This is a genomic window from Cellulomonas sp. (genome assembly GCF_015234515.1).
Lineage (GTDB): Bacteria > Actinomycetota > Actinomycetes > Actinomycetales > Cellulomonadaceae > Cellulomonas.
This window is the reverse complement of sequence record NZ_JADGMY010000010.1, coordinates 85,170-107,190: the sequence shown is the minus strand read 5'-3', so window position 1 is coordinate 107,190 and position 22,021 is coordinate 85,170. Positions and strand designations below refer to the sequence as shown.

The following is a 22,021-nucleotide window of genomic DNA, read 5'->3' as shown; positions in this document are numbered from 1 at the left end:
ACGACCGCACCGACCACGGTGCGGCACCACGGTGCGGCGCGGACGCCGCGGGGGAGGCAGGACCCGGTGACGGATCGTTGGGCGCCGGTGGCGCTCGTGCTGGTGTCGCACTCGCGTGCGCTCGCGGAGGGCGCGGTCGAGGTCGCGGCCCAGATGGCGCCCGGTGTGCGCCTCGTCGCGGCGGGCGGCACGGACGACGGCGGGCTGGGGACGAGCTTCGACCGGGTGGACGCCGCGCTGCGTGACGCGACCGACGACGGACGCTCGGCCGTGGTCGTCGCGGACCTCGGGTCGGCGGTGCTGACGGCGGAGTCGGTGCTGGAGCTGATGGACGAGGACGTCGCCGCGCGCGTGCGCCTCGCGGACGCGCCGTTCGTCGAGGGCGCCGTCGCGGCGGCCGTGACGGCGCACGGCAAGGCGGACCTGGCGACGGTCCTGGACTCCGCCCAGGCGGCGGCGGGAACGTTCGGACCCGCGCGCCCGGCTCGTGACGGCTCGTCGTCGTCGGGTGCGCCCGCGGCGAGCGGTGCCGTCCCCGGCACACCCGCCGTGACGGCGCCGCAGACCGCGCCGGACGGATCGGTGCAGGCGACCGCGGTGCTGCGCAACCCGCTCGGCCTGCACGCTCGCCCTGCCGCGCTGATCGTCCGCATGCTGGCCCACCTCGACGCCAAGGTCCAGGTCAACGGCATGAACGCGGCGAGCGTGCTGGACCTGATGAAGCTGGGTGCGGTGAAGGACGACGTCCTGACGATCCGCGCGCAGGGCCCGCAGGCCGCCGAGGCGGTCGCTCGCCTCGTCGCCGACGTGGAGGCGGGCTTCGGCGAGGTGTGACGCCGGCGGCACGTCGACGAGTCGACCGCGCCGCGCGGCTAGCCTGGTGGGATGACCACCCAGCAGCCCGCCCCGACGCGGCGCAAGCGCCCGGCGAAGCCGCAGTTCACGCAGATGACGCTGCTGCTGGAGGCCTTCGTGGTCGGCTTCGCGACGCTCGTCGCGTACGGCCTGCGGGTCGCGCCGCCCGCGACCGTGTGGACGCTCGGCGGCGTGACCTTCGTGATCCTCGTGCTGCTGTCCGGCTACGTCGGCCGCCCCGGCGGCTACGTCGCCGGGTCGTTCGCGCAGCTCGCCGTGCTCGGGTTCGGTGTCCTCGTGCCGATGATGTACGGCGTCGGCGCGGTGTTCGTCGTGCTGTGGGTCGTGTCGTTGCGGCTGGGCGCACGGATCGACCGCGAGCGGGCCGCGTGGGACGCGGCCCACCCGGAGGGGCCCGCACCCGCCTGACGCACAGCCCGCCGGACGCGGTCGCCGTGCGCGCCCGGTCCGCCGTTAAGGTGACCGCCATGACTGACGCACCCGCCCCCCAGCGCACCCTCGTCCTCGTCAAGCCCGACGGTGTGCGCCGCGGCCACGTCGGTGAGGTGCTGCGCCGCATCGAGGCGAAGGGCTACACGCTCGTCGCGGTCGAGCTGCGCCACGCGGACGAGAGCCTGCTGGTCGAGCACTACGCCGAGCACGCCGGCAAGCCGTTCGTCGGTGCCCTCGTCGACTTCATGCGGTCCGGCCCCGTGCTCGCCGCCGTGGTCGAGGGCCACCGCGTCATCGAGGGGTTCCGCTCGCTGGCCGGTGCGACCGACCCGACGGTCGCGGCCCCCGGCACCATCCGGGGCGACCTGGCCCGTGACTGGGGCACGAAGCTCATCGAGAACATCGTCCACGGCTCCGACGGCGAGGAGTCGGCCGCGCGCGAGATCGCGCTCTGGTTCCCGGCGCTCTGACACCCCTCACGCAGGGTGCGCGCGGCGTCGGCCGCGCTCGTTCCCGCCGCGGCGCACACGCCCGGGCGTCGGAGCGTGCGCGGCCGGGCGCCGTGCGTTGCCTAGGCTGCCCTACGTGCACCTCAAGACCCTGACCCTGCGCGGGTTCAAGTCGTTCGCCTCCGCGACGACGCTGAACTTCGAGCCGGGGATCACGTGCGTCGTCGGGCCCAACGGCTCCGGCAAGTCCAACGTCGTGGACGCGCTCGCCTGGGTCATGGGGGAGCAGGGCGCCAAGTCGCTGCGCGGCGGCAAGATGGAGGACGTCATCTTCGCCGGCACGTCCGGGCGCCCGCCGCTCGGCCGGGCCGAGGTCGCGCTGACGATCGACAACTCCGACGGTGCGCTGCCGATCGAGTACTCCGAGGTCACGATCTCGCGGACCCTGTTCCGCAACGGCGGCTCGGAGTACGCGATCAACGGCCGCAGCTGCCGCCTGCTCGACATCCAGGACCTGCTGTCGGACTCCGGCCTGGGCCGCGAGATGCACGTCATCGTGGGGCAGGGCCAGCTCGACGCGGTGCTGCGGGCGACCCCCGAGGAGCGGCGCGGCTTCATCGAGGAGGCCGCTGGCGTCCTCAAGCACCGCAAGCGCAAGGAGAAGGCGCTGCGCAAGCTCGACGCGATGCAGGGCAACCTGACGCGTCTGGGTGACCTGACGGCCGAGATCCGCCGTCAGCTCGGGCCGCTGGGCCGGCAGGCGGAGGTCGCGCGCAAGGCCGCCGTCGTCCAGTCGGACCTGCGTGACTCGCGCGCCCGGCTGCTGGCCGACGACCTCGCGCAGCTGCGGGCGCGGCTCGAGCAGGAGATCGCCGACGAGTCCGCGGTGCTCGAGCGACGAGCGCAGGTCGAGGCGCAGCTCGCGGAGGCGCGTGCCCGGCTCGGGGCCCTCGAGCGGGAGGCCGCCGAGGCGGCACCCGCCGTGAGCGAGGCAGGCGAGGTCTGGTACCGGCTGTCCGCGCTGCGCGAGCGCGTCCGCGGCACCGCGTCCCTCGCGGCCGACCGCGCGCGCCTGCTCGGGACCGCGTCGAGCGAGCGCACCGGCGGGCAGGACCCGGCCGACCTGGAGGCGCAGGCCGAGCGTGTCCGGCACGCGGAGGCGGAGCTGGCGGCCGAGGTCGACCTCGCGCGCGCCGCCGTCGCGGCCGCCGCGACCGCACGTCAGGAGGCGGAGGCGGCCGCCACGGCGGCCGAGCGTGCGCTGGCGGACCTGCAGCGCGGGGCGGCCGACCGGCGTGAGGGCGTCGCCCGGCTCGCGGGGCAGGTCGCGGCGCGACGCAGCCGCGTCGAGGCCACCGAGGCTGAGATCGGACGCCTGCGCGCGAGCCTGGCCGCCGCCGAGGAGCGCGCACGCGACGCCACCACGCAGTTCGCCGCGCTCGAGTCGCAGGTCGCCGGCGTCGAGGAGGGCGAGGAGGGGCTCGACGCGGAGCACGAGGCCGCCGCCGAGGCGCTGGACGTCGCCACCGCGCGGGTCACGGCCCTCGAGGAGGAGCTGCGCACCGCCGAGCGGGAGCGGGACCAGCAGTCGTCGCGTGCGGAGACGCTCGAGATGTCGCTGAGCCGCAAGGACGGTGCGGGTGCGCTCCTCGCGGCGGACGGCCTGCCCGGCGTCGTGGGCTCCGTCGCGGCCCTGCTCAGCGTGGACGCGCGCGACGAGGAGGCGATCGTCGCGGCGCTCGGTGCGGTGGCCGACGCCGTGGCGGTCGAGTCGGTCGACGCGGCGGTCGACGCGATCCGGCACCTGCGCACGGAGGACGCGGGCCGCGCGACGCTCATGGTCGCCGGGGCAGGGGAGGTCCGCGCCGTCGACCTCCCGGCGGGCGCCGAGCGCGCCGTCGACCTCGTGCAGGCTCCCGCGGCCGTCCTCGACGCGGTGCGGGCGCTGCTCGCCGACGTCGTCGTCGTGGACGACCTGGCCGCCGCGCGTCCCCTGGTGGCGGCGCACCCGGACCTCGTCGTCGCGACCCGCACGGGCGACGTGCTCTCGCGCTTCCGCGCCTCGGGCGGATCCGTCTCCGCGCCGAGCGCGCTGCACCTGCAGGGTGCCCTCGACACGGCCCGCGCCGCCGCGCAGACCGCGACCGCTGCGGCCGAGCGGCTGCGCTTCGAGCTGGCGACCGCGCGTGAGGCACGTACCGCCGCACAGGGCGCCGTGGACGCGACCCTCGAACGCCTCAACGAGTCCGACGCGGCGCTCGCCGCCGTCGCGGAGCAGCTCGGGCACCTCGGGTCGGCGTCGCGGGCGGCGCGCGCCGAGGCCGAGCGCGTGCAGCGCTCGCTGGACGCGGCGAGCACCACGCTCGTGGCGGACCACGCGACGCTCGCCGAGCTCACCGCGAGGCTCGCAGCCGCCGAGGAGGCCCCGGAGGACGCCGAGGCGGCCATCGCGCAGGCCACGGCACGGCGCGACGCCACCGCGGGGGAGGCCACCGCCGCCCGTGGCCGGGAGACCGAGTCGCGGCTGACCCTGCGCACGGGCGAGGAGCGGGCCCGCGCGCTGGCCGGCCGCGCGGAGTCGCTCGAGCGCGCGGCGGCGTCGGAGCGTGCGGCCCGCGACAAGGCCGCACGCCGGCAGCAGGAGCGCGCGCGGCAGGCCGGGGTGGCGCGGGCGGTCCACGCGGCCGCGGTCCACACCGGGGGTCTGCTCGACCGTGCGCTGCGCCGCGCGTCGGACGAGCGGGACGCCGCCGAGGCCGCGCGAGCCGAGCGGGACGCGGCCCTGGCCGACGTCCGCACGCGCGTCGACGGGCTCGCGCGGGACCTGGCCGAGCTGACGGACGTCGCGCACAAGGACGAGGTCGCGCGCGCCGAGCAGCGCCTGCGCATCGAGCAGCTCGAGACGCGCGCCGTCGAGGAGCTCGGCCTCGACCCGCAGGTGCTGCTCGACGAGTACGGGCCGCACCGCGACGTGCCCGTGGTGCTGCCGCCCGGGACGGAGCCCGACGACGACGCGCCGACCGCGGTGCCGTACGTCCGGGCGGAGCAGGAGAAGCGGCTGCGCGCCGCCGAGCGTGCGCTCGCGCTGCTCGGCAAGGTCAACCCGCTCGCGCTCGAGGAGTTCGCCGCGCTCGAGGAGCGGCACCAGTTCCTCGTGGAGCAGCTCGCCGACCTCAAGAAGTCCCGCGCGGACCTGCTGGAGATCGTCAAGGACATCGACCAGCGGGTCGAGCAGGTGTTCACCGACGCGTACCGCGACACCGCGGCGGCGTTCGACGTGGTCTTCCCGCGGCTGTTCCCCGGGGGTGAGGGCCGCCTCGTGCTCACCGACCCCGACGACATGCTGACGACCGGCATCGAGGTCGAGGCGCGTCCCGCGGGCAAGAAGGTCAAGCGCCTGTCGCTGCTCTCCGGCGGCGAGCGCTCGCTCACCGCGGTGGCGCTGCTCGTCGCGATCTTCAAGGCGCGTCCCAGCCCGTTCTACGTCATGGACGAGGTCGAGGCCGCGCTCGACGACGCCAACCTGGGGCGTCTGCTCGGCATCTTCCGTGAGCTGCAGGAGGACTCGCAGCTCATCGTGGTGACGCACCAGAAGCGGACCATGGAGATCGCGGACGCGCTCTACGGCGTGACGATGCGCGGTGACGGCGTCACGACCGTCATCAGCCAGCGCATGGTGGAGGACGTCCCCGCCTGAGCGGCGCGGGGCGCGCGCGCCGCACCGGCGCAGGTGCCGTCGTGTGAAGGTTGTGGGCGGGTTCCGCCGGGGTGCGTGCGTCGAGCAGCCCGCCGGCGCAACGGCCCGGACACTGGTCACGTGGCCGTCGTGATCTGGACTCTCGTTGCTCTGCTGACCGCTGCGGCGGTGTTCCTCGTCGTCTCGGCGAGCACCGGCGCCGACAACCCGCTGACCACCTTCCGCCGTGGTGTGCGCGCGCGCCGCAACCCCGACCGCGACCAGGCGGCGGCAGCCCGCGCGGCCACCGCGGCACCGGTCGACCTCTCGCTGGCCGACTTCCTGCGCGCGACCGCGTCGGAGGGCGACGGCTACCTGCACCCGGACGAGCTGGTCGAGGACCTGCGCGTGGCCCGCGAGCGCGCCGCTGCGGCAGTGCGTCCCCGTCGCGACGTCGTGGACGCGCACAGCAGGACCCGCTGACGCACTGCTGACGCCCCGGGTCGCCGCGAGGTCCCTGCGCCCGACAGACTGTCCGCGTGGACCTCAACGACTTCCTGCCCTACCTCATCGGCGTCCCCGTGCTGGTCGCGGGCGCCGCAGCCGCGGTGTCCGTGCGCCGGCGCCGCACCGACGCCCCGGCGCCGCCCCCCGGTGACCAGCCTGCCGGCGCGTCGACCGGCACGGCCGTCGTGGACCGCCCGGCCGCGGCGCCCGTCGCCGAGCCGGACGTCGCCGAGCCCGACGCCCCCACGGCGACCGCCGCACCCGAGGACCTCCTGGTCCCCGAGGACATCGCGACCCCCGCCCTGGAGGTCCCGGCGCCCACGGCCGGTCGTCTGCGTCGGCTCCGGGAGCGGCTCGCGCGCTCCGGCTCCCCGCTCGGGACCCGGCTGCTCGGCGTCCTGTCGCGCGACCACCTCACCGAGGACGACTGGGACGAGCTCGAGGAGACCCTGCTGCTCGCGGACGTCGGGGCGGGCCCGACCGACGAGCTGATCGACGCCCTGCGCACCCGGGTGCGCGTCGACGGCCTGCGCGACGGCGAGGAGGCGCGCGCCGTGCTGCGTGAGCAGCTGCTCGCACTCGTCGACCCCGGTCTCGACCGGTCGCTGGGGACCGCGCCCACCACGGATGAGGACGGGCGCAAGGTCCCGGCCGTCGTGCTGGTCGTCGGCGTCAACGGGACCGGGAAGACGACGACCGTCGGCAAGCTCGCCCGCGTCCTGGTGGCGGACGGCCGCAGCGTCGTGCTCGGCGCGGCCGACACGTTCCGTGCGGCCGCGGCCGACCAGCTGCAGACGTGGGGCTCGCGCGTCGGTGTCCCGACCGTGCGGTCGGACCGGGACGGCGCCGACCCCGCAGCAGTCGCGTTCGACGCCGTGCGCACCGGTGTCGCGGACGGCGCCGACGTCGTCCTGGTCGACACGGCAGGTCGCCTGCAGAACAAGGCGGGCCTCATGGACGAGCTCGGCAAGATCACCCGCGTCATCACGCGCACGGCACCGCTGTCGGAGGTCCTCCTCGTCCTCGACGCGACCACCGGCCAGAACGGGCTCAACCAGGCCCGCGTGTTCGGCGAGGTCGCGGGTGTCACCGGCATCGTCCTGACGAAGCTCGACGGCACCGCCAAGGGCGGCATCGTGGTCGCCGTGCAGCGCGAGCTGGGCGTGCCGGTCAAGCTCGTGGGGCTCGGGGAGGGACCTGACGACCTCGCGCCGTTCGACCCCGAGGCGTTCGTCGACGGGCTCCTGCAGTCCTGACGTGGTCCTGGCTACCGGGACGAACCGTCCCAGAGCCTGGACGACCGCCCAGCACGAAACCCAACGTTTACGCGGCACCGGTGGCTGTCACACGCCCGTAACGCCCGCGCCGGTCCCGCGAAACCGCTCCGCTCCACAGTTGTCGCAGTCCGGCCGCCCGGCTGGCGAGGGGAGTGCAGACATGGAGTGGGACACCGGAGCCGCAGCCTGGATGCTGACGTCAGCATCTCTCGTGCTCCTCATGACGCCAGGACTGGCGTTCTTCTACGGGGGCATGGTCAGGGGCAAGTCGGTCCTGAACATGATGATGATGTCGTTCGGCGCGATCGGCGTCGTCGGCGTGATCTACGTGCTGTGGGGCTGGTCGATGTCGTACGGCTCGAGCGTCGCCGGCGTCTTCGGCAACCCGTTCGACCAGTTCGGCCTCAGCGGCACGTTGTTCGACGAGGCCGGTGACCCGGTCGTCGGGCTCGGCAACTACCCGCAGGTCATCGACGTCGCCTTCCAGGTGACGTTCGCGATCATCACCGTCGCGCTCATCAGCGGTGCGCTCGCCGACCGCACGAAGTTCGGCACGTGGCTCGCCTTCGTGGCCGTGTGGGTCACCGTCGGGTACTTCCCGATGGCGCACATGGTCTGGGGCGGCGGGCAGCTGTCCGGTGCCGAGGGCTCCATCGCGGCCGCCTTGTTCGGGACGACGGACGGCGCGGCCAACACCGCTCCGATCGACTTCGCCGGTGGCACGGTCGTGCACATCAACGCCGGTGTCGCCGCGCTCGTGCTCGCGCTCATCGTCGGCAAGCGCAAGGGTTTCGGCACCGAGGCGATGCGCCCGCACAACCTGCCGTTCGTGATGCTCGGTGCGGCGCTCCTGTGGTTCGGCTGGTTCGGCTTCAACGCCGGCTCCGCCTTCGGCGCCAACGAGACCGCGGGCATGGCGTGGGTCAACACGACGACCTGCACCGCCGCGGCGATGCTCGCCTGGCTCCTGACGGAGAAGTTCCGTGACGGCCACGCCACGTCGCTCGGTGCCGCCTCGGGCATCGTCGCCGGTCTGGTCGCCATCACGCCGGCCGCCGGCGCGCTGCGGCCCGTGACGTCCATCATCCTGGGCGTCGTGGCCGGTGTGCTCTGCGCCCTGGCCGTGGGTCTGAAGTACAAGTTCGGCTACGACGACTCGCTCGACGTCGTCGGTGTCCACCTCGTCGGCGGTCTCGTCGGCACCGTGATGATCGGCTTCCTCGCCGCCGACACGGGTCTGTTCTTCGGTGGTGGCGCCAACCAGCTCGTCATCCAGATCGTGATCGCACTCGTCGCGATCGTGTTCTCCGGCCTGGTGACGCTGGTGATCGGTCTCATCCTCAAGGCCACGCTCGGGTGGCGCGTCTCGCAGGACGTCGAGGTCGGCGGCATCGACCTCGCGGTGCACGGCGAGACCGCGTACGAGAACCTGGGCGGCGCCCGTGTCGTGTCGGAGGTGAAGTGATGACGAAGCTCGTGACGGCGGTCATCCAGCCGCACAGGTTGGATGACGTCAAGTCGGCCCTCGAGGCCGCCGGGGTCCGCGGACTCACGGTCAGCGAGGCCAGCGGCTACGGCCGCCAGAAGGGGCACACCGAGGTCTACCGTGGTGCGGAGTACACGGTGGACCTGGTCCCGAAGGTGCGGATCGACGTGCTCGTCGCGGACGAGGACGTCGCCGGTGTCACCGAGGTCGTCGTGCAGGCGGCGCAGACCGGCAAGATCGGTGACGGCAAGGTCTGGGTCGTGCCGGTCGAGGACGTGGCTCGCGTCCGCACCGGTGAGCACGGCGACGACGCCCTCTAGACGGACGGTCGCAGCACACAGATGACGATCGCACGGCCGCCCGCGGGGGGCGCGGCCGGGTCGCCGCAGCAGCCGCAGGTCCCGCACCCCGTCGGGGTGCGGGACCTGCGCGCTGCCAGGCTCGACCTGGCCGCACGGATGATGACACCAGCCAGTGACGGCGTGGCACGACGCCGCGCCGTGGCGGACCTGGTGGTCGGCGCGCTCGCGCTGCTCTGGACCGAGGCGACGGAGGGCCGCGACGTGCAGGGCGTCGCGCTCGGCGTCGTCGGGAGCGTGGGTCGCGGCGACGCGAGCCCCGTCTCCGACCTCGACCTGCTGCTCGTCCACGAAGGGAGGGGCCACTCGGCGGACGACCTCGCACGGCTCGCCGAGCGCCTGTGGTACCCGATCTGGGACGCGGGGCTCGACCTCGACCACTCGGTCCGTTCGCTCGCGCAGTGCCGCCAGGTGGCGTCCAAGGACCTGCCGGCGGCCGTCGGGCTGCTGGAGCTGCAGCCCGTCGCCGGTGACGGCGTCGTGATCGCGCGCGCCACGTCCGCGCTGCTCGCCGACTGGCGGTCGGCCGCGCGTCGGCGCCTGCCGGAGCTGCTCGCCTCGACGCGTCAGCGCGCCGACCGGCACGGCGAGCTGGCCTACCTCATCGAGCCCGACCTCAAGGAGGCACGCGGCGGGATCCGCGACGCCGTCGTCCTGTCGGCGCTGGCCGCCACGTGGCTCACCGACCGGCCGCACGGTGCGGTCGACCACGCGTACACGCACCTGCTGGACGTGCGCGACGCGGTCCAGGTCGTGACGCGCCGGCACAGCAACCGGCTGCTGCAGGCGGACCAGGACGAGGTCGCGGCGCTCGTCGGCTTCGACGACCGCGACGACCTGCTGGCCTCCATCGCGGAGGCCGGGCGTGTCATCTCCTACGCGCTGGACACGACCGCGCGCAACGCGCGGCAGGCGCTGCAGCGTCCGGCGCGCGCACCGATGCTGGTGCGGGGCCGGCGCACACCGCCCCGGCTGCGGACCATCGCCGAGGGCCTCGTGGAGCACGACGGCGAGATCGTCCTCGCCGTCGACGCGCGACCGGCGGAGGACCCCGTGCTGTCGCTGCGCGCCGCTGCGACGGCCACCCGCACCGGGCTCGTGCTCTCACCGGTGACCGTCGCGAGCCTCGAGGCGACCCCGCCGCTGCCGACGCCGTGGCCGCGCGCGGCCCGCCAGCAGCTCCTGCACCTGCTCGGCTCCGGGCCGGCGCAGGTGCCGGTGTGGGAGGCCCTCGACCTCGCGGGCGTCGCCACGACGTGGATCCCGGAGTGGGCCGGTGTCCGCAACCGGCCGCAGCGCTCGGCCATCCACCGCCACACGGTCGACCGGCACCTCGTGGAGACCGTGGCCCGAGCGGGCCGGGACCGGCGGGCGGTGGACGCTCCCGACACCCTGCTGCTCGCCGCGCTGCTCCACGACATCGGCAAGCGCGCGGGCGCGGGTGACCACTCCGTCGAGGGCGCTCGGCTCGCCGGCCCGATCATCGCCCGCATGGGGTTCGGCCCGGAGGTCGGGGCCGACGTGACCCGCCTGGTGCGCGAGCACCTGACGCTCGCCGAGCTGGCGACGACGGCGGACCACGACGACCCCGCGACGGTCGAGCGGCTGCTCGACGCCGTGGACCACCGGGCGGACCTGCTGGCGCTGCTGCGGGCGCTCACGGAGGCCGATGCGTCGGCGGCAGGCCCCGCCGCGTGGACCACGTGGCGCGCGACCCTCGTCGACGACCTCACCGCCCGGGCCGCGCGTGCGCTGGCGGGTACCCTGGGACGTCCGTAGCCGTACCGCCGACCACCGCGAGGCCCAGGTTGTTCGCCACCCTCTCCGACCGTCTCACGTCGACGTTCAAGAACCTCCGTGCCAAGGGACGCCTGTCCGAGGCGGACATCGACGCGACGATCCGTGAGATCCGGCGCGCGCTGCTCGACGCCGACGTCGCCGTCCCCGTCGTCCGCCAGTTCACCGGGGCGGTGCGCGAGCGCGCGCTCTCGTCCGAGGTGTCGGGGGCGCTGAACCCCGCGCAGCAGGTCGTCAAGGTGGTCAACGACGAGCTCGTCGCGATCCTCGGGGGGCAGACGCGCACCCTCTCGTTCGCCAAGCAGCCGCCGACGGTCATCATGCTCGCCGGCCTGCAGGGTGCCGGCAAGACGACGCTCGCGGGCAAGCTGGCGCTGTGGCTGCGCGAGCAGGGGCACACGCCGCTGCTCGTCGCGGCGGACCTCCAGCGCCCCAACGCGGTGACGCAGCTGCAGGTCGTCGGTGAGCGCGCCGGGGTCCCCGTCCACGCACCGCACCCGGGCAACCAGGGCGCCGACGACGTCCTGCCGGCGGGTGCCGACCCCGTGGCGGTCGCGCGCGCGGGCCTGGAGACGGCACGCCAGAAGCAGTACGACGTCGTCATCGTCGACACCGCGGGACGCCTGGGCGTCGACGCCGAGCTCATGGCGCAGGCGTCCGACATCCGCGACGCCGTCGACCCCGACGAGGTCCTGTTCGTCGTCGACGCGATGATCGGCCAGGACGCCGTGACCACCGCGCAGGCGTTCGCCGACGGCGTCGGGTTCACCGGTGTGGTGCTCTCGAAGCTCGACGGCGACGCGCGAGGTGGTGCGGCGCTGTCGATCGCGAGCGTCACGGGACGCCCGATCATGTTCGCCTCGACGGGTGAGAAGCTCACCGACTTCGAGGTCTTCCACCCCGACCGCATGGCGTCGCGCATCCTCGACATGGGTGACGTGCTCACCCTCATCGAGCAGGCCGAGAAGGCGTTCGACGCCGAGCAGGCCGAGAAGATGGCCGGCAAGCTCGTGGCCGGCGAGGACTTCACGCTCGAGGACTTCCTCGTGCAGATGCAGCAGCTCAAGAACATGGGCTCGATCAAGAAGATGTTCGGCATGCTGCCGGGCATGGGGCAGATGCGCGAGGCCCTCGAGAACTTCGACGAGCGCGAGGTCGACCGGATCGAGGCGATCATCCGCTCGATGACCCCCGGCGAGCGGCAGAACCCGAAGATCATCAACGGCTCGCGCCGTGCCCGCATCGCGCGCGGGTCGGGCACCACCACGAGCGAGATCAACCAGCTGCTCGAGCGGTTCGACGGCGCGAAGAAGATGATGCGCCAGATGGCCAAGGGCGGCGGCATGCCCGGGGGGATGCCCGGCATGGGCAACCTGCCCGGCATGGGGGGCAAGAAGTCCCGCGGCCGCCAGGCGCCGCAGCCCAAGCGTGCCAAGGGTGCGCGGTCCGGCAATCCCGCGAAGCGTGCCGAGCAGGAGCGCGCCGCCGCCGCGCGCGCGGCGGGCGAGGCGCCGGCCGCACCTGCGGGCTCGGCGTTCGGCCTCGCCGGCCGTGACGCCGCACCGGAGGCGGCGAGCTTCGACCCCGCCGAGCTCCCCGCGGGTCTGGGTGACCTCTTCAAGGGTCGCTGACGCCCGTGATCACCCACCTGCGCGGCACCGTCGTCCTGGGTGACGAGCACGAGGTCGGCGAGGCCTGGGTCGTCGGGGACCGGCTCACCCTCGAGCAGCCGGTGGAGCCGGCGGAGACCGTGCTCGAGGGCTGGGTCCTGCCGGGGCTCGTGGACGTGCACTGCCACATCGGGCTGGCGTCCGACGGCCCGGTGGACGACGCGACGGCCGAGGCGCAGGCGCGGGCCGACCGGGACTCGGGCGTGCTGCTCGTGCGCGACGCAGGCTCACCGGCCGACACCCGCTGGGTCGACGGCCGCGCCGACCTGCCGCGGCTGCTGCGTGCCGGTCACCACCTGGCGCTGACCAAGCGCTACCTGCGCCACTACGGCCGCGAGCTCACCGACCCCGCGCAGCTGCCGCAGGCCGTGCGCGAGGAGGCGGCGCGGGGCGACGGCTGGGTCAAGCTCGTCGCCGACTGGATCGACCGCGACCTCGGGCCGGACGGCGACCTGCGTCCGCTGTGGCCCGCCGACGTCCTGACCGAGGCGGTGGCCGCGGCGCACACCGCGGGCGCACGGGTCACCGCCCACACGTTCAGCCACGAGGCCCTGGACGCGCTGCTCGACGCGGGCGTCGACGGGCTCGAGCACGCGACCGGCGCCACGCCCGAGCAGATCTCCCGCATCGCGGACGCGGGCATCCCGGTGACCGCGACGCTGCTGCAGGTGGGGCAGTTCGAGGCCATCGCGGCGCAGGGCGAAGCCCGCTACCCGCGCTTCGCCGCGCGCATGCGCGCGATGCACGCCCGACGCTACGACCACGTGCGCGACCTGCACGACGCCGGCGTGCCGGTGCTCGTCGGGACCGACGCGGGCGGGACGATCCCGCACGGCCGCGTCGCGGACGAGGCGGCCGAGATGGTCCGGGCGGGGATCCCCGCGCACGACGTCGTGGCCGCCGCGTCCTGGCGCGCCCGCGCGTGGCTGGGCGTCCCCGGCATCGCGGAGGGCGAGAGCGCGGACGTCGTCGTGTACGGCACCGATCCCCGTGTCGACGTCGGCGCACTGGCAGACCCGCGGGCCGTCGTGCTGCGGGGCGTCCGGGTCCGCTGAGGCACCCGCGCCCCGCCGTTTGGGCGAGTACGCCACGTCTGGCAGAATGGTCGGCTGTACTCGGTCCGCGCAGCCCCTCTACCTGCTCGGTGCCCGTGTCCTCCGGCCGGACCGGCGCGCCCACCCCCACGGGTCGCACCGCCTGGCCACCCCAGCAGACATCAGGAGAACACCACCTCGTGGCAACGAAGATCCGTCTCAAGCGCCTGGGCAAGATCCGCGCGCCGTACTACCGCATCGTCGTCGCCGACTCGCGCACCAAGCGCGACGGTCGTGTGATCGAGGAGATCGGCAAGTACCACCCGACCGAGGAGCCGTCGCTCATCGAGATCACCTCGGAGCGGGCGCAGTACTGGCTGGGCGTCGGCGCCCAGCCGACCGAGCAGGTGCAGGTGCTGCTCAAGATCACCGGTGACTGGCAGAAGTTCAAGGGCCTGCCGGGCGCCGAGGGCACCCTGCGCGTCAAGCAGCCGAAGGTCGACCCGAAGGCCGCCGTCGAGGCTGCCGCGCTGGACGCCGAGAAGGTCAAGGCGAAGGCGTCGGAGAAGAAGGCTGCCGCCGCGGAGCCCGCCGAGCAGGCGGCTCCCGCCGAGGACGAGCAGGCCTGATGCTCGCCGACGCGCTCGAGCACCTGGTGCGCGGCATCGTCGACCACCCGGACGACGTGCACGTGCGTTCCTCGTCGCTGCGCCGTGGGGAGATGCTCGAGGTGCGTGTGCACCCCGAGGACCTCGGCCGCGTCATCGGGCGTGGTGGCCGGACCGCTCGCGCGCTGCGCACGGTGGTTGGCGCGCTGTCGCCCGACGGTGCCGTGCGCGTCGACGTGGTCGACGTCGACCGGCGCTGACTGCAGACACCGACGGCCCGGTCCCTCGACGAGGGACCGGGCCGTCGTCGTCCCCGACACGTCGGGGGAGGGAGTGACATGCTGCTGACCGTCGCCCGGATCGGGCGTCCCCACGGTTTGCGCGGGGAGGTGGCGCTGGACGTGCGGACCGACGCGCCCGAGGACCGGCTGGTCGTCGGCGCGACGTTCGCCACGGAGCCGGCTGCCGCCGGCCCGCTCGTCGTCGCGCAGGTGCGCGACGCGCAGGGGCGCTGGTACGCCACGTTCGAGGGCGCGGACGACCGCAGCGCCGCCGAGGGGCTGCGCGGGGTGGCGCTCGTGGTCGACTCCGACGACGAGCCGCACGACGACGACGGGTGGTACCCGCACGAGCTCGTCGGGCTGCGCGCGGAGCACGTCGCCGACGGGCGTGTCCTCGGCGAGGTGGTGGGACTCGAGCACCTGCCCGCGCACGACGTCCTCGTCCTGCGCGAGCCCGACGGTGCCCGCACCCTGGTCCCGTTCGTCGAGGCGATCGTCCCGGTCGTCGACGTCGCGGGCGGCCGCGTCGCGCTCGACCCGCCGGGAGGGCTGCTCGCGGCCGACGCCGCGAACCTCGTGGTGAGCGACGAGACCCGCGGCACCGCGCCCGACGAGGCCTGAGCCGTGCGCATCGACGTCGTCTCGATCTTCCCCGAGTACCTGGCACCGCTCGAGCTGTCGCTCGTCGGCAAGGCCCGCACGGCCGGGCTCCTCGACCTGCGGGTCCACGACCTGCGGACGTGGACGGACGACCGGCACCGGACGGTCGACGACACCCCCTTCGGCGGTGGCGCCGGCATGGTCATGCGGCCCGACGTGTGGGGCCGTGCGCTCGACGACGTCCTGACGCCCGACGCGCACCTGCTCGTGCCGTCGCCCGCCGGCACGCCCTTCACGCAGCGCACGGCCGAGGCGTGGGCCACCGAGCAGCACCTGGTCGTCGCGTGCGGCCGGTACGAGGGGATCGACGCCCGCGTCGTGGAGCACTACTCGGCGCGGACGCGGGTCACGGAGGTGTCGCTGGGCGACTACGTCCTGAACGGCGGCGAGGTCGCCGCGCTCGTGGTCGTCGAGGCGGTCGCGCGGCTGCTCCCCGGGGTCGTCGGCAACCCGGAGTCGCTCGTCGAGGAGTCGCACGGGGCGGCGGGGCTGCTGGAGTACCCCGTCTACACCAAGCCGCCGTCGTGGCAGGGGCACGACGTCCCCGACGTGCTGCTGTCCGGGCACCACGCCCGCATCGCGCGGTGGCGCCGTGACGAGGCGCTGCGCCGCACCGCAGCCCGCCGCCCGGACATCCTCGCGGGTCTCGACGCGGCGCGGTGGGACCGGCACGACCTCGAGGTCCTCGCCGAGTGCGGGTGGGTCCTCACCGACGGCCGGCTGCACCCGCGCGCCGGTGGGGAGCCGCGGCAGGAGCCCGTCGGCACCTGACGCCACGGGCCGCGCGGTCCCGACCTGCGTCGTCGCGCGCGCTGACGGCGGGACGGCCGGGATTGGGACCCGACGGGCCGCTGTGGCAGACTGTCTGCTCGGTGTGCGTCCGCCGCCTCTCTGCCGCAGGGGAGAGCGCTCGTGACGCGCGGACCGGACCGGCCGTCGGCCGGGAACCCGGTCCGCACCGACAGACCCGAACCACGGGCGCGTGCCCTGCCCAGGCAACGCGCGCGCCCGTCGATCACGTTCCTGACCTGCGGCAGGGCGGGGAAGCGACACGACATGCAGACGCTCGACGCGATCGACGCAGCATCGCTGCGGCACGACCACCCGGACTTCCGCCCCGGAGACACCCTCAAGGTCAACGTGAAGGTCGTCGAGGGCAACCGCTCCCGCATCCAGGCCTTCCAGGGTGTCGTCATCGCCCGCCAGGGTGCCGGTGTGCGCGAGACCTTCACGATCCGCAAGATCAGCTTCGCCGTGGGCGTCGAGCGGACCTTCCCGCTGCACACGCCGTCGATCGACACGATCGAGGTCGTCACGCGCGGTGACGTGCGGCGCGCGAAGCTGTACTACCTGCGTGCGCTGCGCGGCAAGAAGGCGAAGATCAAGGAGAAGCGCGAGAACACTCCGGCCAAGAAGGGCTGAGCACTCCGCGATCCCGGCACGTCGCGACGGGCGGGCACCCTCGGGTGCCCGCCCGTCGTCGTCTCGCAGGGCGTCCAGCGGGCGTCCAGGAGGCGTCCTGGTGGTCTCGCGAGGTGGCACCCGGACCCCGGGGCGCGCGAGTCCGTGTCAGAGTGTGTCGGTGACCGAGTTCCGATCCGACGGACCGGGGCCGACGCCGTCCTCGGGCCGCCCCGCCGACGCACCACCGACCGCCGCGCACCCGCTGTGGACACCCACGGGCGCCCACGGGGGTGGCTCCGGCCAGGACTGGGCCTCTCGGTCGCGCGACGAGCGCCCCGGTGGTGAGGCTGCGCCCGTCTCGCACCGCGATCGCAACGCCGTCCGCCGCCGCCCGTCCACGGCATGGTCGTGGGTCCGCGAGACGGCGATCATCCTGGTCAGCGCGCTCGTGCTGTCGCTCGTCGTGAAGACGTTCCTCGTGCAGGCGTTCTTCATCCCGTCGCAGTCGATGGAGCAGACGCTCGTCGAGAACGACCGGATCCTGGTCAGCAAGCTGACTCCCGGCCCCTTCGACCTGCGTCGCGGCGACATCGTCGTGTTCAAGGATCCCGGCGGCTGGTTGCAGCCGGTGATCGAGGAGCCGAAGGGTGCGATGGCGGAGGCCGTCAACGAGGGGCTGACGTTCATCGGGCTGCTGCCGCAGGACGCCGGCGAGCACCTCGTGAAGCGCATCATCGGCCTGCCGGGAGACCGCGTCGCGAGCGCGGGCCCCGGGGAGCCCATCACCGTCAACGGGGTCCCGCTCGACGAGCCCTACCTGGCGCCCGGCTCGCAGCCGAGCGAGATGCAGTTCGACGTCGTCGTCCCGGAGAACTCGCTGTGGCTGATGGGGGACAACCGCCAGCAGTCGGCGGACTCCCGCCGCCACCAGGGCTCGGCGGGCGGTGGCTCGGTGCCGGTCGCCAACGTCGTGGGCGTCGCGTTCGTCACGGTCTGGCCCGTCGACCGTTTCACCCTCCTGAAGAACCCGTCCGCGACGTTCGCGGACGTGCCCGACGCGGGATGACGACCGCAGCTCCCGAGGCGGACGCCCGGGTGCCCGGGCGGGCGACCCGTCGCGTGACATCGCGTCCCACGCCCCACCTGCGCCACGAGCGCGCCCTGCTGCGCACCGGCCTGCGCTACGTCGCCGGGATGGACGAGGTGGGGCGCGGCTCGCTGGCCGGGCCGGTCTCGGTCGGGGTGGTCGTCGTGGACGTCGCCACCCGGTCCGCGCCGCGCGGCGTCGCCGACTCCAAGCTCCTGAGCCCTGCCGCGCGGCAGGCGCTGCTGCCCTCGCTCGACCGCTGGGGCGTGGCCCGTGCCGTCGGGCACGCCTCGCCGGACGAGATCGACGAGCGCGGCATCATCGCGGCGCTGCGGCTGGCGGGGACGCGTGCGTTGCGGTCGGTCCTCGCCGTCGTCGAGCACGTCGACGCGGTGGTGCTCGACGGGTCGCACGACTGGCTCACACCGCCGGCGCCGGACCTGTTCGGCACCCAGGGTCAGCTGTTCGACGGGCAGGGGGAGATCTCGCTGCCCGTGGTGCATCTGAAGGTCAAGGCGGACCGGTCGTGCGCGAGCGTCGCGGCGGCGAGCGTGCTGGCGAAGTGCGAGCGCGACGCCCTGATGGTGCGGCACGCCGTCGCGCACCCCCAGTACCGGTGGGAGGAGAACAAGGGCTACGCAGCACCCGAGCACCTCGCTGCGCTCCGCGAGCACGGGCCGAGCCCGCTGCACCGCAGGTCCTGGCGCCTGCCGACGACGCAGGAACCGAGCGTCCCGGCCGCGGGTGACGGCTGGGCCGCCGACACGCTGCTGCCGGACGAGGTGCTGCGCGGACCGTCGTGACGGCGCGATGGGGGATGATGGTGCGGTGAGCGCCGAGGACCTGGAGAACTACGAGACCGACATGGAGCTCGCGCTGTACCGCGAGTACCGCGACGTGGTCGGGCTCTTCTCGTACGTCGTCGAGACGGAACGACGCTTCTACCTCGCGAACCACGTCGACCTGCAGGTCCGCTCCGCCGCGGGCGAGGTCTACTTCGAGCTGTCGCTCGTCGACGCGTGGGTCTGGGACGTCTACCGCTCGGCGCGGTTCGTCAAGTCGGTCCGGGTCGTCACCTTCAAGGACGTCAACGTCGAGGAGCTCGCGAAGGCCGAGCTGGACCTCGGGACGGGGCCCGGCTTCACCCGCTGACGGTCGCCAGGTCGCCCGCCCCGACGTCGTCGCCGGCACCGAGCCGACCACAGCCCCCGCCCCCGGAGGGTCCGTCCACCGATCCCACGCCGCGCACCCGCGACCGGCCCGCGCGCGGGCAGGGTCGGTGCCGGAGGTGGTCGACGTGCGGGCGAAGGACGCGGTCGGGCGGTACGGCGAGGACGTGGCGGCGGCATTCGTCACGCAAGCGGGTTGGACGGTGCTCGCCCGCAACTGGCGGTGCGCCGAGGGTGAGCTCGACATCGTGGCCCTCGACGGCGACGAGGTCGTCGCGGTCGAGGTGAAGACGCGCCGCTCGACGGCCTACGGGCACCCGGCGGAGGCGGTCACGTACCGCAAGCTGGCACGCCTGCGACGACTCACCGCCCGGTGGTTGAGCGAGCACGACGTGCGCGCCCGGTCGGTGCGGGTCGACGTCATCGCCGTGCTCGTGCAGCGCAGAGGCGCGGCGCAGGTCGAGCACCTCGTCGGGGTGGTCTGAGTGCTCGGGCGCACGCGCGCCGTCGCGCTCGTGGGGCTCGTCGGTCACCTCGTGGACGTGGAGTCCCACCTGGCGCCGTCCCTGCCGGCCTTCACGCTCGTCGGACTGCCCGACGCCTCGCTGGCCGAGGCGCGGGACCGCGTGCGGGCTGCGGTGACGTCGTCCGGGCTGGCGTGGCCGACGCGACGCATCACGGTCAACCTCTCACCGGCGACCCTGCCCAAGACCGGCTCGTCGTTCGACCTGGCCGTCGCCGTCGCGACGTTGGCGGGTGCCGGTCTGGTCGAGGTCGCGTCCGTGGCCGGGTGGGTCCACCTCGGCGAGCTCGGGCTGGACGGCCGGCTGCGGCCCGTGCGAGGGGTGCTGCCGTCGGTGGCGGCGGCCGTCGCGGCCGGGCACCCGCGGGTCGTGGTCCCGCGTGGCAACGTCGAGGAAGCGCGCCTCGTCCCCGGCGCGCAGGTCCTCGCCGCGGACAGCCTCGCGCAGGTGGCCGTCCACCACGGTGCCGACATCGAGGTGCCCGACGTCGAGCCCGTGCGCGACGTGGTCCACGCCGTCACCGCGCGCCGGGAGCCCGACCTCGGCGACGTGCTCGGCCAGGACGAGGCGCGGTACGGGCTGGAGGTCGCAGCAGCCGGCGGCCACCACCTCCTCATGGTCGGACCGCCCGGCGCCGGCAAGACGATGCTGGCGGCGCGGCTGCCGGGACTGCTGCCGGACCTCGACGAGGCCGACGCCGTGGAGGTCACCGCCGTGCACTCGGTCGCGGGCACGTTCGACCCGGGAGGCGGGCTCGTCCGCCGCCCTCCGTTCGAGGACCCGCACCACACCGCGACGCCCGCGAGCATCGTCGGCGGCGGCTCGGGCCTGCCTCGGCCGGGAGCGGCGTCCCGCGCGCACCGCGGGGTCCTGTTCCTCGACGAGGCACCGGAGTTCACCTCGGCCGTGCTGCAGACGCTGCGGCAGCCTCTCGAGCACGGCGAGCTCGTGCTGCACCGCGCGGCCGGCACCGCGCGGTACCCGGCGCGGTTCCAGCTGGTCCTCGCGGCCAACCCGTGCCCGTGCGGGCACGCGGTCGGCAAGGGCCTGGCCTGCACGTGCCGGCCCGAGCAGCGCCGACGGTACTTCGGCAAGCTGTCCGGGCCCCTGCTGGACCGGGTGGACCTGCAGCTCGAGGTGCCGGCGGCCCGCGCTGCCGACGTCGCGGGCGAGGACACCGCCACGGTCGCACGACGGGTGGCGACTGCGCGTGCCGCGCAGCGCGACCGCTGGCACCAGGCGGGGTGGCGCACCAACGCCGAGGTGCCGGGCCGGGCGCTGCACGCTCGTCTGGGGGCGGACCGTCCCCTCGTCGCGGACCTCGAGCGGGCTGTCGACCGCGGGACGCTGAGCCTGCGAGGTGCCGACCGGGTCCTGCGGGTCGCCTGGACCGTGGCGGACCTCGCCGGCCGAGCCGCCCCTCACCGCCACGACGTCGCGCACGCCCTGGTGCTGCGGACCCGGGGGCACGGGGCATGAGCGGCACGCACGCGTCGCAGGGCATGCCCGACCAGGCCGGACCCGACAGCGACCGCCACGCCCGGGCTGTCTGGAGCGCACTGGCCGAACCCGGCGACGCCGTCGCGGGGGCTCTGGTCCAGGCGTGCGGGGCAGCGGTGGCGCTGGCCTGGGTCACGGGCGCCGTGGACACCGACCGGCCGGACTGGTCGCGGCTCGAGCGCTCGGCCGGTGAGCTGGACGACGCGCTGCGGCGACGTGTCGAGGTCGGGGTCCGCCGGTGGGCGGCCCGGTGGCCGTCGCTCGACCCCGAGCGCGACCGTGCCGCCGCGCGCAGGTGCGGCGCGCGCCTCGTGGTCCCCGGCGATCCCGCCTGGCCACGTGGGCTGGACGACCTCTCGGCGCTCGCACCGTTCGCCCTGTGGGTGCGCGGCGCCCCGCCGACCGCCTCGCGGTCCGTGGCGCTCGTGGGCGCGCGGGCCAGCACGAGCTACGGCGAGCGGGTGACGGTCGACCTCGCCGTGGAGCTGGCACGCCGGGGTTGGGTGGTGGTCTCCGGCGGCGCCTACGGCATCGACGCCGCGGCCCACCGAGGTGCGCTCGCGGGCGGCGGTGCGACGCACGTCGTGCTCGCCGGGGGAGTGGACCGTGCGTACCCGGTCGGCAACGCGCACCTGCTCGAGGAGGTGGTGCGCGCCGGCGGGAGCCTGATCAGCGAGGTGCCGCCCGGCTCGACGCCCACCCGCGGGCGGTTCCTGCAGCGGAACAGGCTCATCGCGGCCGCCTCCCGTGCGACCGTGGTCGTGGAGGCCGCGTGGCGCTCGGGGGCCGCGAGCACGGCGCACCACGCGGCGCGCCTGCTGCGACCGGTCGGAGCAGTTCCCGGGCCGGTCACGTCGGCCGCGTCGGCGGGGTGCCATCGGCTCCTGCGGGACGGGGTCGCCGTGTGCGTCACGGACGCGGACGAGGTCGTGGAGCTCGCCGGGGACGTGGGCGCCGATCTCACGCCCGTGCCGGCCGGGAGCGACGTCCGGCCGACCGACGGCCTGGACCCGGTGGCACGTCGTGTGCACGACGGCCTGTCGCGGCGTGACGCGCGCGACACGGCGGAGATCGCCGCGCGTGCCGGGACGACGCTCGACCAGGCCCGTGCGATGCTCGGGCTCCTCGAGCTCGACGGCCTGGCACGGCGGGTCGCGTCCGGTTGGGTGGTGTCTGGGGGGCATAGGTAGCGGACGGGTGAAAAAAAGCGGCGTTCGTGGGATTA

The 22,021-nt window shown here is 74.7% G+C and carries 22 protein-coding genes; all 22 read left to right on the top strand.

Annotation, left to right across the window (positions count from 1 at the left end):
* The first annotated feature begins 66 nt into the window (after nt 1-66).
* The 22 genes from dhaM (at nt 67) to dprA (ending at nt 21,986) form a co-directional block, all read left to right on the top strand.
* Nucleotides 67-834 carry a dihydroxyacetone kinase phosphoryl donor subunit DhaM gene (gene dhaM, locus IR158_RS02825; RefSeq protein ID WP_291809235.1) on the top strand — a complete coding sequence of 256 codons (768 nt, stop codon included), beginning with the start codon at nt 67-69 and terminating at the stop codon, nt 832-834.
* A 51-nt stretch (nt 835-885) separates the two neighbouring features.
* A complete protein-coding gene (locus IR158_RS02820) occupies nt 886-1,284 on the top strand; it encodes a DUF4233 domain-containing protein (protein WP_291809232.1) in 399 nt (132 codons plus the stop codon).
* A 59-nt stretch (nt 1,285-1,343) separates the two neighbouring features.
* Nucleotides 1,344-1,778: a nucleoside-diphosphate kinase gene (ndk, locus tag IR158_RS02815; protein WP_291809229.1), complete on the top strand. Its 435-nt coding sequence runs from the start codon at nt 1,344-1,346 to the stop codon at nt 1,776-1,778.
* Nucleotides 1,779-1,893: 115 nt separating this feature from the next.
* Nucleotides 1,894-5,454, top strand: a complete 3,561-nt coding sequence (smc, locus tag IR158_RS02810; RefSeq protein WP_291809227.1) for a chromosome segregation protein SMC — start codon at nt 1,894-1,896, stop codon at nt 5,452-5,454.
* 120 nt (nt 5,455-5,574) lie between these two features.
* A complete protein-coding gene (locus IR158_RS02805; RefSeq protein WP_291809224.1) occupies nt 5,575-5,916 on the top strand; it encodes a hypothetical protein in 342 nt (113 codons plus the stop codon).
* A 56-nt stretch (nt 5,917-5,972) separates the two neighbouring features.
* Nucleotides 5,973-7,196, top strand: coding sequence for a signal recognition particle-docking protein FtsY (ftsY, locus tag IR158_RS02800; protein ID WP_291809221.1), 1,224 nt, complete (start codon nt 5,973-5,975; stop codon nt 7,194-7,196).
* A 181-nt stretch (nt 7,197-7,377) separates the two neighbouring features.
* The gene (locus IR158_RS02795) at nt 7,378-8,682 is read left to right on the top strand and encodes an ammonium transporter (protein ID WP_291809219.1); all 1,305 of its coding nucleotides are present in this window, start codon (nt 7,378-7,380) and stop codon (nt 8,680-8,682) included.
* On the top strand, nt 8,682-9,023 hold the full coding sequence (locus IR158_RS02790; protein WP_291809217.1) for a P-II family nitrogen regulator: 342 nt from the start codon (nt 8,682-8,684) through the stop codon (nt 9,021-9,023). The genes IR158_RS02795 and IR158_RS02790 overlap by 1 nt, the downstream gene beginning before the upstream one ends.
* A 21-nt stretch (nt 9,024-9,044) precedes the next feature.
* Nucleotides 9,045-10,841 (top strand): [protein-PII] uridylyltransferase, encoded by a 1,797-nt coding sequence (locus tag IR158_RS02785; RefSeq protein WP_291809215.1) that lies wholly within the window; start codon nt 9,045-9,047, stop codon nt 10,839-10,841.
* A 29-nt stretch (nt 10,842-10,870) separates the two neighbouring features.
* Nucleotides 10,871-12,490 (top strand): signal recognition particle protein, encoded by a 1,620-nt coding sequence (gene ffh / locus IR158_RS02780; protein WP_291809212.1) that lies wholly within the window; start codon nt 10,871-10,873, stop codon nt 12,488-12,490.
* Between the two features lie 5 nt (nt 12,491-12,495).
* On the top strand, nt 12,496-13,584 hold the full coding sequence (locus IR158_RS02775; protein WP_291809208.1) for an amidohydrolase family protein: 1,089 nt from the start codon (nt 12,496-12,498) through the stop codon (nt 13,582-13,584).
* Nucleotides 13,585-13,763: 179 nt separating this feature from the next.
* Nucleotides 13,764-14,192, top strand: coding sequence for a 30S ribosomal protein S16 (gene rpsP, locus IR158_RS02770; RefSeq protein WP_291809205.1), 429 nt, complete (start codon nt 13,764-13,766; stop codon nt 14,190-14,192).
* Nucleotides 14,192-14,431: an RNA-binding protein gene (locus IR158_RS02765; protein WP_191783510.1), complete on the top strand. Its 240-nt coding sequence runs from the start codon at nt 14,192-14,194 to the stop codon at nt 14,429-14,431. Before rpsP ends, IR158_RS02765 begins: the two co-directional genes overlap by 1 nt.
* 78 nt (nt 14,432-14,509) lie before the next feature.
* Nucleotides 14,510-15,073 carry a ribosome maturation factor RimM gene (gene rimM / locus IR158_RS02760; protein ID WP_291809196.1) on the top strand — a complete coding sequence of 188 codons (564 nt, stop codon included), beginning with the start codon at nt 14,510-14,512 and terminating at the stop codon, nt 15,071-15,073.
* 3 nt (nt 15,074-15,076) lie between these two features.
* Entirely contained in the window at nt 15,077-15,883 is an 807-nt protein-coding gene (gene trmD / locus IR158_RS02755) for a tRNA (guanosine(37)-N1)-methyltransferase TrmD (protein WP_291809193.1), read from the top strand.
* 285 nt (nt 15,884-16,168) lie between these two features.
* Nucleotides 16,169-16,534 carry a 50S ribosomal protein L19 gene (gene rplS / locus IR158_RS02750; protein ID WP_291809191.1) on the top strand — a complete coding sequence of 122 codons (366 nt, stop codon included), beginning with the start codon at nt 16,169-16,171 and terminating at the stop codon, nt 16,532-16,534.
* 160 nt (nt 16,535-16,694) lie between these two features.
* Complete coding sequence (gene lepB, locus IR158_RS02745) at nt 16,695-17,582, top strand: signal peptidase I (protein WP_291809188.1); 888 nt, start codon at nt 16,695-16,697, stop codon at nt 17,580-17,582.
* The gene (locus IR158_RS02740; RefSeq protein ID WP_291809185.1) at nt 17,579-18,406 is read left to right on the top strand and encodes a ribonuclease HII; all 828 of its coding nucleotides are present in this window, start codon (nt 17,579-17,581) and stop codon (nt 18,404-18,406) included. The genes lepB and IR158_RS02740 overlap by 4 nt, the downstream gene beginning before the upstream one ends.
* A 25-nt stretch (nt 18,407-18,431) precedes the next feature.
* Nucleotides 18,432-18,755, top strand: a complete 324-nt coding sequence (locus tag IR158_RS02735) for a DUF2469 domain-containing protein (protein ID WP_291809182.1) — start codon at nt 18,432-18,434, stop codon at nt 18,753-18,755.
* Between the two features lie 145 nt (nt 18,756-18,900).
* The gene (locus IR158_RS02730) at nt 18,901-19,257 is read left to right on the top strand and encodes a YraN family protein (protein ID WP_291809180.1); all 357 of its coding nucleotides are present in this window, start codon (nt 18,901-18,903) and stop codon (nt 19,255-19,257) included.
* Nucleotides 19,258-20,775 carry a YifB family Mg chelatase-like AAA ATPase gene (locus IR158_RS02725; protein WP_291809177.1) on the top strand — a complete coding sequence of 506 codons (1,518 nt, stop codon included), beginning with the start codon at nt 19,258-19,260 and terminating at the stop codon, nt 20,773-20,775.
* Nucleotides 20,772-21,986 carry a DNA-processing protein DprA gene (gene dprA, locus IR158_RS02720; protein WP_291809175.1) on the top strand — a complete coding sequence of 405 codons (1,215 nt, stop codon included), beginning with the start codon at nt 20,772-20,774 and terminating at the stop codon, nt 21,984-21,986. The genes IR158_RS02725 and dprA overlap by 4 nt, the downstream gene beginning before the upstream one ends.
* Nucleotides 21,987-22,021 lie beyond the last annotated feature (35 nt).

Coding starts and splice junctions, on each gene's coding strand:
- rimM (WP_291809196.1), top strand. CDS start 14,510: ATGCTGCTGACCGTCGCCCGGATCGGGCGTCCCCACGGTTTGCGCGGG.
- IR158_RS02785 (WP_291809215.1), top strand. CDS start 9,045: ATGACGATCGCACGGCCGCCCGCGGGGGGCGCGGCCGGGTCGCCGCAG.
- IR158_RS02765 (WP_191783510.1), top strand. CDS start 14,192: ATGCTCGCCGACGCGCTCGAGCACCTGGTGCGCGGCATCGTCGACCAC.
- IR158_RS02795 (WP_291809219.1), top strand. CDS start 7,378: ATGGAGTGGGACACCGGAGCCGCAGCCTGGATGCTGACGTCAGCATCT.
- rplS (WP_291809191.1), top strand. CDS start 16,169: ATGCAGACGCTCGACGCGATCGACGCAGCATCGCTGCGGCACGACCAC.
- ndk (WP_291809229.1), top strand. CDS start 1,344: ATGACTGACGCACCCGCCCCCCAGCGCACCCTCGTCCTCGTCAAGCCC.
- dprA (WP_291809175.1), top strand. CDS start 20,772: ATGAGCGGCACGCACGCGTCGCAGGGCATGCCCGACCAGGCCGGACCC.
- IR158_RS02740 (WP_291809185.1), top strand. CDS start 17,579: ATGACGACCGCAGCTCCCGAGGCGGACGCCCGGGTGCCCGGGCGGGCG.
- IR158_RS02820 (WP_291809232.1), top strand. CDS start 886: ATGACCACCCAGCAGCCCGCCCCGACGCGGCGCAAGCGCCCGGCGAAG.
- IR158_RS02790 (WP_291809217.1), top strand. CDS start 8,682: ATGACGAAGCTCGTGACGGCGGTCATCCAGCCGCACAGGTTGGATGAC.